Source organism: Paraburkholderia jirisanensis (assembly GCF_054782355.1).
Genome location: NZ_BAAGSQ010000021.1, coordinates 57,848 through 70,113, shown reverse-complemented (window position 1 = coordinate 70,113; position 12,266 = coordinate 57,848). Strand labels below are relative to the sequence as shown.

10 protein-coding genes are annotated in these 12,266 nt (G+C 65.9%); 2 read left to right on the top strand and 8 right to left on the bottom strand.

Translation table 11 applies throughout. The features are described 5' to 3' along the window. Together ACYVNQ_RS09550 and ACYVNQ_RS09545 are read right to left on the bottom strand one after the other, a co-directional pair. Window positions 1–1,116, bottom strand: coding sequence for a CaiB/BaiF CoA transferase family protein (locus tag ACYVNQ_RS09550; RefSeq protein ID WP_460902679.1), 1,116 nt, complete (start codon window positions 1,114–1,116; stop codon window positions 1–3). Window positions 1,117–1,204: 88 nt separating this feature from the next. Further along, window positions 1,205–3,169, bottom strand: a complete 1,965-nt coding sequence (locus tag ACYVNQ_RS09545; protein WP_460902244.1) for an ATP-binding cassette domain-containing protein — start codon at window positions 3,167–3,169, stop codon at window positions 1,205–1,207. A gap of 124 nt (window positions 3,170–3,293) precedes the next feature. On the opposite strand from ACYVNQ_RS09545, the gene ACYVNQ_RS09540 reads away from it, so the two are divergent. Further along, window positions 3,294–3,779: a glutathione peroxidase gene (locus ACYVNQ_RS09540; RefSeq protein ID WP_460902243.1), complete on the top strand. Its 486-nt coding sequence runs from the start codon at window positions 3,294–3,296 to the stop codon at window positions 3,777–3,779. A 38-nt stretch (window positions 3,780–3,817) separates the two neighbouring features. Here ACYVNQ_RS09540 and ACYVNQ_RS09535 read toward each other — a convergent pair whose 3' ends face one another. The 6 genes from ACYVNQ_RS09535 to dapC form a co-directional block, all read right to left on the bottom strand. Beyond that, a complete protein-coding gene (locus ACYVNQ_RS09535) occupies window positions 3,818–5,602 on the bottom strand; it encodes a cardiolipin synthase (RefSeq protein WP_460902242.1) in 1,785 nt (594 codons plus the stop codon). Between the two features lie 245 nt (window positions 5,603–5,847). Beyond that, window positions 5,848–6,741 carry a 50S ribosomal protein L3 N(5)-glutamine methyltransferase gene (gene prmB / locus ACYVNQ_RS09530; RefSeq protein WP_460902241.1) on the bottom strand — a complete coding sequence of 298 codons (894 nt, stop codon included), beginning with the start codon at window positions 6,739–6,741 and terminating at the stop codon, window positions 5,848–5,850. Window positions 6,742–6,756: 15 nt separating this feature from the next. Continuing rightward, window positions 6,757–7,896, bottom strand: coding sequence for a succinyl-diaminopimelate desuccinylase (gene dapE / locus ACYVNQ_RS09525; RefSeq protein ID WP_460902240.1), 1,140 nt, complete (start codon window positions 7,894–7,896; stop codon window positions 6,757–6,759). Between the two features lie 157 nt (window positions 7,897–8,053). Next, window positions 8,054–8,425, bottom strand: coding sequence for an ArsC family reductase (locus ACYVNQ_RS09520; RefSeq protein WP_460902239.1), 372 nt, complete (start codon window positions 8,423–8,425; stop codon window positions 8,054–8,056). Continuing rightward, entirely contained in the window at window positions 8,425–9,252 is an 828-nt protein-coding gene (gene dapD / locus ACYVNQ_RS09515; protein ID WP_460902238.1) for a 2,3,4,5-tetrahydropyridine-2,6-dicarboxylate N-succinyltransferase, read from the bottom strand. The genes ACYVNQ_RS09520 and dapD overlap by 1 nt, the downstream gene beginning before the upstream one ends. Before the next feature lie 131 nt (window positions 9,253–9,383). After that, window positions 9,384–10,595 carry a succinyldiaminopimelate transaminase gene (gene dapC / locus ACYVNQ_RS09510; RefSeq protein WP_460902678.1) on the bottom strand — a complete coding sequence of 404 codons (1,212 nt, stop codon included), beginning with the start codon at window positions 10,593–10,595 and terminating at the stop codon, window positions 9,384–9,386. Window positions 10,596–11,171: 576 nt separating this feature from the next. On the opposite strand from dapC, the gene ACYVNQ_RS09505 reads away from it, so the two are divergent. Next, complete coding sequence (locus ACYVNQ_RS09505) at window positions 11,172–12,125, top strand: DMT family transporter (protein WP_460902237.1); 954 nt, start codon at window positions 11,172–11,174, stop codon at window positions 12,123–12,125. Window positions 12,126–12,266: the final 141 nt, after the last annotated feature.

The following is a 12,266-nucleotide window of genomic DNA, read 5'->3' as shown; positions in this document are numbered from 1 at the left end:
TCACTTTAGATTCGAGCGGGCGTAGCGCGCGCCGCCGTGCAGGATGGTGTTGTCTGCCGGTTCGTCCCCGTGCTCGTCGGTTTGTTCGTTCATCTGCGTTGCGGCTTCGTAGGCGTGCGGGTTGAACAGCGGATGCTGCGCGGCTTCCGCCGGTGTCAGCACCGGCGACACGCAACAGTTCAGCGGCTCGAGCAGCGCGGTCCATTCGGCGAGCGTGCGGGTCGCGACGACTGCCATCAACTCCTGAATCAGCGCCACCGCATCGGGGCCGGCGACCACCTGGCCGAGGCTCCAGTGCCGGCTCGCCCAGTCGGGCCGGCCGAGCGCATCGCACAGGATTTCCCAGAATTTGAGTTCGAGCGCGGCCACCGCGAGCCAGCGGCCGTCGCGTGTGCGATACAGGTTGTAGCATGGCGCGCCGCCGTTGAGCAGCGCGCCGCCCGGCGCGGGGGCTGCGCCGTCGTTCGCGAGCCCGACGTGCGCAATCACGTTGTGCGCATGCGTGGCATGCGTCATCGATACGTCGACGAAGCGGCCGTCGCCGCCGCGCGCCACGTGCCACAGCGCGGCGAGGATCTGCGTGACCGCGGACAGGGCGCCGCCGAGCAGGTCGCCGATCAGGAAGTTCGGCAGGATCGGTGTGCCGTCGCGCGCGGCCAGCTGCTCGAGCACGCCGGCATAGCTGACGAAGTTCAGATCGTGCCCGGCGAGATCCGCAAACGGCCCGCTCGATCCGAAGCCGGTGATGGCGCAGTAGACCAGCTTGGGGTTCAAGGCGCGCAGCGCCTCGTAACCGAGGCCGAGCCGGTCCATCACGCCGGGCCTGAAGCTTTCCACGATCACATCCGCTTCGCGCGCGAGCGCATGCAGCACGGTGCGGCCGGCTTCGGTCTTCAGATCGAGCCGCGTCACGCGCTTGCCGCGATTGACGATCTGATAGAACACGCCCGGCTTGCCGTCCAGCTGATCCGCGGTGCTTTGCATCATCACGCGGCTCGGGTCGCCTGCGCCGGGCGCTTCGATCTTCAACACGTCCGCGCCCATTTCGGCGAGCCGCAGCGTGGCGACCGGGCCGGGCAGAATCCGCGTCAGGTCGATGACGCGCAAGCCTTTCAATGCTTCAGCAGAAGACAATGCCAACCTCCGATCGTTGCCTGCACCCGGCAGGGACAGCTGTGTTGCACGCGCTAGCGAAAGCGTGCCGTCAGCCGATCTGCTCGAGTTCCTCGTGTGCTTCAAGCCATTGCGCCTCGAGTGTTTCGAGGCGCCCGGCGACATCCGCCTGACGGCGGATCGATTCGGTCAGCTTCGTCTTGAGCTCGGCCGCGTAGCTTGCCGAATCGGCGACGAACGCATCGAGCGTGGCCTTCTCGGCATTGAGCGCATCCATTTCCTTCTCGATCTTCGAGATGCGTGTTTGCAGCGGTTTTTTCAGGTGCGCGAGCTTTTGCCGGGTCTCGGCTTCCTGGCGCCGCTGCTCCTTGCGATTGACGCCGTCGCCATTCGCGGTGCCTTCCGCGAAGCCATCCTTGCTGCTGCCGTTTTGCGCCGCCGCGCTGGCTTTCAGCGCGGCGCGCTGTTCGGCCGCGTGCTGCAGCAGCCAGTCGCGGTAGTCGTCGAGATCGCCGTCGAAGGGCTGCAGGCGATGCTTCGCGACGAGCATGAACTGATCGGTCGTGGCACGCAACAGATGCCGGTCGTGCGACACGAGGATCAACGTGCCTTCGAATTGCGCGAGCGCCATGGTTAGTGCATGACGCGTTTCGAGGTCGAGGTGGTTGGTCGGCTCGTCGAGCAGCAGCAGATTCGGCTTTTGCCAGATGATCAGCGCGAGCGCGAGACGCGCCTTCTCGCCGCCGGAGAATGGCGCGATCGCGGCGGTGGCCATCTCGCCGGAGAAGTTGAAGCCGCCGAGAAAATCGCGCAGTTCCTGTTCGCGCGTGGTCGGCGCGAGACGCGCGAGATGCTGCAGTGGTGAATCGTCGGGGCGCAGCGTTTCGAGCTGATGCTGCGCAAAATAGCCGATCTGCAGTCCCTTGCCTTGCTGTACGTGGCCGCCTAGCGCGTCCAGCGTGCCGGCGAGCGTTTTGATCAAGGTGGACTTGCCCTGGCCGTTCGCACCGAGCAGGCCGATGCGCTGGCCGTTCTGGATCGACAGCGCGACGCGCTCGACAATCGGGATCTCGCCGCCATCTGGTGTGCGATAGCCGCAGCGCACGCCGTCCATCACCATCATCGGGTTCGGCGCGGCGTCGGGCGTGCGAAACTCGAATGTGAACGGCGACGCGACGTGCGCCGGCGCGATCAACTCCATCCTTTCGAGCGCCTTCATCCGGCTTTGCGCCTGCCGTGCCTTGGTGGCCTGTGCCTTGAAGCGGTCGATGAAGCTTTGCAGATGCGCGACGGTTTTCTGCTGCTTGTCGTATGCGCTTTGCTGCAGGGCCAGCTGCTGCGCGCGCAACACCTCGAACTGCGAGTAGTTGCCGCCGTAGCGCCTGACCTGCTGGTTCTCGAGATGCAGCGTAACATTGCACACCGAGTCGAGAAATTCGCGGTCGTGCGAGATGACGACCAGCGTGCCCGCGTAGCGTTGCAGCCAGTCTTCGAGCCAGACGATCGCGTCGAGGTCGAGGTGGTTGGTCGGTTCGTCGAGCAGCAGCAGGTCGGAGCGGCACATCAGCGCCTGCGCGAGGTTCAGGCGCATGCGCCAGCCACCCGAGAAGCTGCCGACGCCCGCGCGGGTTTGCTCGAGCGTGAAGCCGAGGCCGAGCAATAGCGCCTCGGCACGCGCAGGTGCGGTGTAGCCGTCGGCATCCGCGAAGGCGGCGTGCGCTTCGGCTTCGGCGGCGCCGTCGTGCGCGGCGGACGCCGCGGCGATGCGCGCCTCGATCTTGCGCAGCACGGCGTCGCCATCGAGCGTATAGTCGAGCGCGCTTTTATCGACGGCTGGCGTTTCCTGCGCGACATGCGCGATCTGCCACGACGGCGGCAGCGAAACATCGCCGCCGTCCGCGTGCAGTTCGCCGCGCAGCACGGAGAACAGCGTGGACTTGCCGGCGCCGTTCGCGCCGACCAGCCCGGCTTTTTCACCGGGGTTGAGCGTAAATGTGGTCTGGTCGAACAGCGGCTTGGTGCCACGCGCGAGACTGAACTGGTTAAAGCGGATCACAGCAGGGCCGACTTGAGAAAAACGCTATTTTAGACTGTGCGGCACGTTGCGAACCATCGTCCGTTCGGCAGATTGGCGCGCAACGCACACATACGTACACTGACAACTTTCATCGGGAGCGCATATGGCATCCACGTCGATCTACTCCTTCTCGGCTCGCGCACTGAATGGCGACACCATTTCGCTGGAACGCTACCGGGGCAAGCCGATGCTGATCGTCAACACCGCGAGCGAATGCGGGTTCACGCCGCAGTATGCCGGACTGCAGAAACTTCACGAGCAGTACGCGGCGCGCGGGCTCGAGGTGCTGGGTTTTCCGTGCAACCAGTTCGGCAAGCAGGAACCGGGTAGCGCGGAACAGATCGGCAGTTTCTGCGAGAAAAATTACGGCGTGACGTTCCAGATGTTCGACAAGATCGACGTGAATGGCGCGAATGCCGATCCGCTTTACAAGTATCTGACCGAGGCGGTGCCGGGTCTGCTCGGTTTCGAGGCGATCAAGTGGAATTTCACGAAGTTCCTGGTCGACCGCGAGGGCAATCCGCTGAAACGCTATGCGCCGACCACCAAGCCCGACGCGATCGAAGAAGATATCGTCAAGCTGCTGTAATTGCTGCGCCGGGTGCGCGTGCAGACACTGCGGGCGCGCTACAGGATCGGCGCGAACAGCCGCGCAACGTGCATCGCCATGCGCCGCCACGCGGGCGACTTCCGGTACTCGCTGCGATCGATTTCGTAGGCCTCGCTGAAATCGTCGAGCAGCATCCGTTCGACTTCGGCTGCGAACGTGCGGCTGATCGTCAGCACCATGATCTCGAAGTTCAGGCGGAACGAGCGGTTGTCGAGGTTCGCGCTGCCTACCGCGGCCGCCACGTCGTCGATCAGCACGACCTTCTGGTGCAGGAAGCCCGGCCGGTACCGAAACACGCGTACGCCGGCGCGGATCGAATCGTACGCGTAGAGCCGCGACGCCTCGAACACGACGATGTGATCGCGCCGGCTCGGCAGCAGGATGCGCACGTCGACGCCGCGCAGCGCCGCGAGCCGCAGCGCGGCGAACACGGCTTCGTCCGGCACGAGATACGGCGTCGTGATCCAGACCCGCTCGCGTGCGGCGGTGATCGCTTCGACGAAAAACAGCGAACAGGTTTCCTGTTTGTCGGCGGGGCCCGACGGGATCACGAGGCAGTGCATGTCGCCGTCGCGTTCATTGGGCGAGGGCGCGCGGCGTTGTGTGGCGCTGGGGGTGTCGGTCGCGCTGCCTGTGGGGATCGGCGAGTTGGTTTGCGGTTCGTTGGCGCGGGTCGTAATGGCGGCGGGCAGCGCTGCCATCGAGACGGGGCGTGTCGTAGTTGCGGTGCCATGGTCCGCGCGCGGGGTATCGCCGGTCGCGGTCGGCAGACCGGTGACGACGCTTGCAGTCGCATGCTCTACGGAGCCGGTTTCACTCGCCGCCATCGGTGCCGATGCGTGCTGCGCGGCGGCGAATGAATTCGCCACGATTGTTGCGGACTGCTTCGACGCATCGAGCTCCGACGCCTCAACCACTGCCCCTTCAGCAGGCGACGCTTCAAGTGGCGGCAACTGCTGTGTCGCCCAATACCAGTCTTCGGTGAACACGAACTGGATACTCGCTACCGCCGGCCCGCGCACCTCGATATGCGTGTCGCGCCATGGCGAAAGCGGTGGCTTGCCGCCGAGGTACTCGACGCCGACATTGTGCCCACCCACGAACGCGCATTCGCCGTCGACCACAACGATCTTGCGATGGTTGCGGAAGTTCAGCTGGAAGCGGTTGACGAACTTGCGGTTGGTCGCAAACGGCTGCATTTCGACGCCGCCCGCGCGCAGTTCGGCCACGTAGCGGTGCGGCAGGTCGAAGCTGCCGATGCTGTCGTACAGCACATATACGCGCACGCCCTGGGCTGCCTTCGCGAGCAGCGCCTCTTTCAGCAGCTCGCCGAGCGCATCGGCGCGCACGATGAAGAACTGGACGATCACATAGCTGCGCGCGTGCTCGATCGCATCGAAGATCGCCGAGAAAGTCGCTTCGCCGTTCACCAGCGTGCGCACCGTGTTGCCCGGCAGAAACGGCATGCCGCCCAGTTGTGTCAGCGAGCGCACGAACTGATGGCCGAGCACCTGGGCCGGCAACTCCTGCGGCGGCGTCTGCACGTGCCAGATCGGCGGGTTTGCGCGCGTGCGCAGCAGCTCGTTTTCGAAGCGCCGCGCATCGACGTAGCCGGCGAACTTGCTGCGGCCGAGGAACAGATAGGGGATCAGCGTCAGGTACGGCATCGCCACCAGCGATACCGCCCAGGCGATGGCGCCCTGCGACGTGCGCGTGTGCAGGATCGCATGGCATGCGGCGATCACGCCCAGCAGGTGGGCGATGAACACCAGCGTACCGATGTGAAGCAGATCGAATTGCATAGGCGGGCGCGATGTGCGCGAAGCTCCGTCAAGTCGTGCGGCAGCAAGGCCGCGCGGGGCACGGCCTTGCTGCTGTCGCCTACATGTTACCGAAGCGCGCAGCCATCAAGCCACCGCGGCCGATCCGGCGTACCCGCTTGCGTATCGCGTCGTATTGCGTCGGTTTGCGCGACATTGCCTCGCGCATCGTGCGGGAGCGCACCGCAAAGCGCCCACTGCAACCGCACCCAGGCACCCGCGCACGCTCACCCCGGCAAATCGCCAGCCTGCAACAGGAACACGTTCTCATCGCCAGCGCTGGTCGACAGCCACACCAGATCGAGCCCGCCAAATGCCGCTTCGACGTTGGCGCGTTCGTTGCCGATTTCGACCACCAGTACGCCGTCGTCGGTCAGCCAGTTACGCGCGGCGCGGATGATGTTGCGCACCACGTCCATGCCGTCTGCGCCGCCTGCCAGTGCCAGCTCCGGCTCGTGCCGGAATTCGGCGGGCAGCGTCTGCATCGACGCGGCGTTCACATACGGCGGGTTGGCGAAAATCACGTCGTAGCGGCGTTCGGGCAGCGGCGCGAACAGGTCGCCCTCGAACAGCGCGATGCGTTCTTCGAGCTCGTATTCCTGCACGTTGCGCGCGGCGACTTCGAGCGCAGGCGGCGACAGGTCGACCGCGTCGATATCCGCATTCGGAAACGCGTGCGCGGCGAGAATCGCGAGGCAGCCGGAGCCGGTGCACAGTTCGAGCACCGCGGACACCTGTTCCGGGTCTTCCACATACGGCTGCAGTCCGTCCTGCAGCAGTTCGCCGATAAACGAGCGCGGCACGATCACACGCTCGTCGACGTGAAAGCGGAAGCCGTGCATCCACGCTTCCTGCGTGATGTACGCGGCCGGCACGCGTTCGGTCGCGCGCCGGTCGATCACCTTCAGCACCTGGTCGATTTCATCGGTGGTCAGACGCGCGTCGAGAAACGGATCGAGCAGATCGAGCGGCAGGTGCAGCGTGTGCAGCACCAGATACGCCGCTTCGTCATACGCGTTGGCCGAGCCATGGCCGAACGACAGCTGCGCCTGATTAAAACGCGATACCGCGTAGCGCAGCACGTCGCGCACGGTCGAAAAGGGGCGGGACGGTTGGGTCATCGAAATAGGCCTCGTTCAGGCGATCAGTTGTTCGAGCACACGGCGGTACACGTTCTTCAGCGGCTCAATGCACGCTACTTCGATGTGTTCGTCTATCTTGTGGATGCTCGCGTTCAGCGGGCCGAATTCGATCACCTGCGGGCAGATCCGCGCGATGAAGCGGCCATCCGAGGTGCCGCCGGTGGTCGACAGTTCGGTCGTCAAACCGGTTTCGGCGTGAATCGCGTGCGCGAGCGCATCGGACAGGTCGCCGCGCGGCGTCAGGAACGGCAGCCCGCTGACGATCCACTGCAGATCGTAGTCGAAGCCGTGCCGCTCGAGAATCGCGTGCACGCGGCTTTGCAGGCTTTCCACCGTGCTCGCGGTCGAGAAGCGGAAGTTGAACATCAGTTCGGCGTGGCCCGGAATGATGTTGGTCGCGCCGGTGCCGCTATGCAGATTCGACACCTGCCACGTGGTGGGCGGGAAGTATTCGTTGCCGTCGTCCCAGCGCTCGGCAACCAGTTCGGCCAGCGCCGGCGCCAGCAGATGCACCGGATTCTTCGCCAGATGCGGATACGCGATATGCCCCTGCACGCCCTTGACGGTCAGCTTGCCGGTCATCGAGCCGCGCCGGCCGTTCTTCACCATGTCGCCAAACTGCGCATTCGAGGTCGGCTCGCCGACCACGCAGTAGTCGAGCCGCGTGCCGCGTGCGGCCAGCGCATCGACTACCTTGATGGTGCCGTCGGTGGCCGGACCTTCTTCGTCGCTGGTGATCAGAAACGCGATCGAGCCGCGATGCTGCGGGTGCGCGGCGACGAATTCCTCGCTGGCCACCACGAAGCCGGCAATCGACGCCTTCATGTCGGCCGCGCCGCGCCCGTACAGTTTGCCGTCGCGATGGGTCGGCTCGAACGGCGGCGAGTTCCACTGGTCGAGCGGGCCGGTCGGCACCACGTCGGTGTGGCCGGCGAACGCGAGCAGCTTGCCGGCGTCGCCTGCGCTGCCGCGCCGCACGGCCCACAGGTTCGTCACGCCGTTCGATTCGATCGTTTCGCACGCAAAGCCGATCGCGGACAGCCGCTCGATCAGCAGGTGCTGGCAATGCTGGTCGTCGGGTGTGACGGAGGCGCGCGCAATCAGCGCTTCGGTAAGGGCAAGAGTGCCTGACATGGATTCAACCGCTAACAGTGTGTCGAAGTGCCGCGAAGTGCATCGACGACGTCTTCGAGACTTCGAATGAAAAAATGCCGGCCTGCAATGCGCTGAGGCCGGCAACTGGATCGGAGCGCTGCATGCGTCGCGCGTAGGCTGCGCGCCGCGCGAGCGCTTAGGCGAACAGCTCCGTGTACTGGTCGGCCGCGAAACCGAGCGCTTTCACGCGCCCGTTGACCACCACCACCGGCCGTTTGATCACCGACGGCTTGTGGATCATCAGCGCAATCGCGCCGCTTTCGCTGTCGGCTTCCGCCTTCATGTCGTCGGACAGGCCGCGCCATGTGGTGCCGCGCCGGTTGACCAGCGACTCCAGCGGCACGTCTTTCAGCCAGTCGCGGATCAGCGGCTCGGACACGCCGGCCTTCTTGAAATCGTGAAACTCGAACTCGACGCCGTGCTCTTCGAGCCACACGCGCGCCTTCTTGACGGTGTCGCAGTTCGGAATGCCGTACACGACGGTGGTTCGGGCCGAGCCGCGCGCCATCAGTCGCCTCGCAGCAGTTCGTTCAGGCCGACTTTCGCGCGGGTTTTCGCGTCGACCTTCTTGACGATCACCGCGCAGTAGAGGCTGTGCGTGCCATCTTTCGACGGCAGATTGCCGGCCACCACGACCGAGCCGGCCGGAATGCGGCCATAGCTGACCTCGCCGGTTTCGCGATCGTAGATCTTGGTGCTCTGGCCGAGATAAACGCCCATCGAGATCACCGAGTTCTCTTCGACGATCACGCCTTCGACCACTTCCGAGCGCGCGCCGATAAAGCAGTTGTCTTCGATGATGACCGGGTTGGCCTGCAGCGGCTCGAGCACGCCGCCGATACCGACCCCGCCCGACAGGTGCACGTTCTTGCCGATCTGCGCGCACGAGCCGACGGTGGCCCACGTATCGACCATCGTGCCTTCGTCGACGTAGGCGCCGATGTTCACGTACGACGGCATCAGCACCACGTTCTTGCCGATGAACGAGCCGCGGCGCGCCACCGCGGGCGGCACGACGCGAAAGCCGCCGGCGGCGAAGTCGGCCGCGCTGTAGTTGGCGAACTTGGACGGCACCTTGTCGTAGAACTGGGAGAAACCGCCAGCCGGCATCGGTGCGTTGTCTTCGAGGCGGAACGACAGCAGCACCGCTTTCTTCAGCCATTGATTGACGACCCAGTCGCCGTCTTTCTTCTCGGCCACGCGCAGCGCGCCCTTGTCGAGTTGCTCGAGTGCATGCGCGACCGCATCGCGCACTTCGGCGCTGGCTGCCTTGGGCGACAGTTCGGCGCGGTTGTCCCAGGCGGTGTCGATGATCTGCTGAAGTTGTTGCGACATAGGTTCGTGATGTTTTGAAGAAGTTGAAATCGGCAGTGTGAAGCGTAATCGGGCGGATCAAGCGGCGGCTGCGGCACGGTGCGGCGTAGCGCTACACAGCGCTGGGTCAGCGCCGCATCGTCGCGCTACCGCTACAGCCCGCGGCAAAACTCGACGATCCGTCGCGCGCCTTCGGTGCACTCGGCCACGTCGGCAACCAGCGCGATACGCACGAAATCGCGACCGGGGTTCGTGCCGTGCGCGGTGCGCGCAAGATAGGAGCCGGGCAGAACCGTCACATTATAGTCGGCGTACAGGCGCCGGGCGAACTCGGTATCGGAGAGGCCGGTGCGCGCGACATTCGTCCACAGATAGAACGCCGCGTCGGGCAGGCGCACGTCGAGCATCTCGGCGAGCATCGGCGTGACGGTCGCGAATTTCTGCGCGTACTTCGCGCGATTCTCGCGTACGTGCGCTTCGTCGTTCCATGCGGCGATGCTGGCGCTCTGGTAGACGGTCGACAACGCGGTGCCGTGATAGGTGCGGTACAGCAGGAACTGCTTGAGGATCGCTGCATCGCCGGCGACGAAGCCCGAACGCATGCCCGGCACGTTCGAACGCTTCGACAGGCTCGACAGCATCACCAGCCGCTCGTAGCCGCGGCCGAGCTGATGCGCCGCCTGCAGACCGCCGAGCGGCGGCTGCGCTTCGTCGAAGTAGATTTCCGAATAGCACTCGTCGGAGGCGATCACGAAGCCGTAGCGGTCCGACAACTCGAAGAGTTCGCGCCAGTCGTCGAGCGTGAGCACCGCGCCGGTCGGATTGCCCGGCGAGCACACGTACAGCAGCTGTGTGCGGGCCCAGACGTCGGCCGGAATCGCCGCGTAATCGCACGCGAAGTTGCGGGCCGGGTCGCTGTTGACGAAGTACGGCTGCGCGCCCGCCAGCAGCGCGGCGCCTTCATAGATTTGATAGAACGGGTTCGGACAGAGTACGATCGCAGGCTCACCGCCTGCGGCGCGGCGCGGATCGATCACGGTTTGCGCGAGCGCAAACAGCGCTTCGCGCGAACCCGCGACCGGCAGCACCTCGGTGGCCGGATCGAGCGGCGCCAGATGGTAGCGTTCAGTGGCCCAGCGGGCGATCGCCTCGCGCAGCGGCTGCGAACCGAGCGTGGCCGGATACGAAGCCAGTCCGCCCAGCGACGCGATCACCGCGTCGCGCACCAGCGCCGGCGTCGGATGCTTGGGCTCGCCGATGCCGAAGCTGATCGGCGCGAGCGAGGCGGGCGGCGTGACGTCCTTGAAGAGCAGACGCAGCTTTTCGAAGGGATAGGGCTGGAGCGTGTCGAGTAGCGGGTTCACTTGGCGAGTCGGGCCTGATAAGGTCGGGCGATGGCGCGTGAGCGCTGCGTGCGGCGCGACCGGCGCACACAGTGGATCGGGGCCGGCGATGGCACGCGCGCCGCCGCGCCGGGCAAGCCGCTGATTATAGCGTGGCACGGCGGGTCCGAAACGGCTCGCGACGTGCCGGCAGACGAATGCGGCAGGCCGGCGTAGCCGGTGCCCAGGCGGGTGGCTACGCCGGACAGACCTGCTGCGCCGGGCTCGCGCACGCGCGTACGCGCCGGCGATAGGCCGTCACGCGACCAAGGCGCGCGGCCGAGGCGCACGGACATGGCGCACGGCAGAGGCGCACGGCAGAGGCGCACGGCAGAGGCGTACGGCAGAGGCGTACGGCAGAGGCGCACGGCAGAGGCGCACGGACAAGGCGCATGGACAAGGCGCGCGGCCGAGTCGCACGGACAGGCCACGCCGCCGGCCCGCGCAGCCAAACCCGCAGCCAAGCCGCGCAACCGGGCACTGGCAAACAAGCAGACAGGGAGACGCAATGCCCGCAGTAACCACCCCCACGGCCGCCGATACGACAGGAGCCGCAGCGTGACGCACAACCCGCTGCGCCGCTGGCCGATTCTCTCGATCCTGTTCGGTGCCTCGGTATGGGGCGTCGTGTGGTATCCGCTACGCATGCTCGCGGCGCTCGGCCTGTCCGGCACCATGGCTAGCGCACTCACCAGCGCGACGGCCTGCGTGTTCGTACTGGCCACGCGCCACCGCTCGATTGCGACGCTGCGCTGGCACTGGCTGATGCCCGCGCTCGCGCTGGCCGCGGGCGTGACCAACGTCGGCTTCGTATGGGGCGCGATTCACGGCGAAGTGATGCGCGTGCTGCTGCTGTTCTATCTGACGCCCGCATGGACCGCGCTGTTCGCGCACTTCATCCTGCACGAGCGGCTCACGTGGGCGGGCGCGGGTCTGGCCGCGCTGTCGCTGGCCGGCGCGATGCTGATGCTGTGGTCGCCGCAGCTCGGCATGCCGCTGCCCGGCAACCCGGCCGAATGGGCCGGCCTTGCGGCCGGCATGGGCTTCGCGATGAGCAACGTGCTGACGGTGAAGACCGTGCGCGAGCTGCCCGGCATGAAGGGGGAAATGCGCACGGCAATCCTGTTCGGCGGCGCGGCGCTGTTCGCGGCATGCGCATCGCTATTCGAAACGATGCCGGTACCGCCCGCCGGCGCGCAGCTGCATGAAGCGGCATGGCTGGTGCTTGGCATCGGTGTCGTGTTGGGCACAAACAACACGCTGGTTCAATACGGTCTGGCGCGCGTGCCGGCCAATCGCGCCTCGATCATCATGCTGTTCGAGATCGTCGTGACCGCACTTTCCGCCTGGCTGCTCGCCGGCGAAACGCCCGGACCGCGCGAATGGGCGGGTGGCGCGTGCATCATGTTCGCGTCGCTGCTGTCGAGCCGCGTGCATCGAAGCAAAAACGCACCCGAATCCGGCGACGACAGCGACCCTGATCGCCGGAACGGCTCACGTGCGATGGTATGATTGCCGCTGCTTGTGGCGGTACGCTTTGTTGCACGCTTATTGGGCGACTCGCCGGTCTGGCGCGTCGCAACCGCGCTGGACCTGTTCTTTGTGCGCTTTGTACGGTAGCCGCGCGCAGGGTGATGTGAAGCGACACGGGAA

What these genes read in the sequence shown, in the direction of transcription:
- ACYVNQ_RS09535 (WP_460902242.1), bottom strand. Translation starts at nt 5,602, where the DNA reads ATGCAATTCGATCTGCTTCACATCGGTACGCTGGTGTTCATCGCCCAC.
- ACYVNQ_RS09540 (WP_460902243.1), top strand. Translation starts at nt 3,294, where the DNA reads ATGGCATCCACGTCGATCTACTCCTTCTCGGCTCGCGCACTGAATGGC.
- prmB (WP_460902241.1), bottom strand. Translation starts at nt 6,741, where the DNA reads ATGACCCAACCGTCCCGCCCCTTTTCGACCGTGCGCGACGTGCTGCGC.
- ACYVNQ_RS09520 (WP_460902239.1), bottom strand. Translation starts at nt 8,425, where the DNA reads ATGGCGCGCGGCTCGGCCCGAACCACCGTCGTGTACGGCATTCCGAAC.
- dapE (WP_460902240.1), bottom strand. Translation starts at nt 7,896, where the DNA reads ATGTCAGGCACTCTTGCCCTTACCGAAGCGCTGATTGCGCGCGCCTCC.
- dapD (WP_460902238.1), bottom strand. Translation starts at nt 9,252, where the DNA reads ATGTCGCAACAACTTCAGCAGATCATCGACACCGCCTGGGACAACCGC.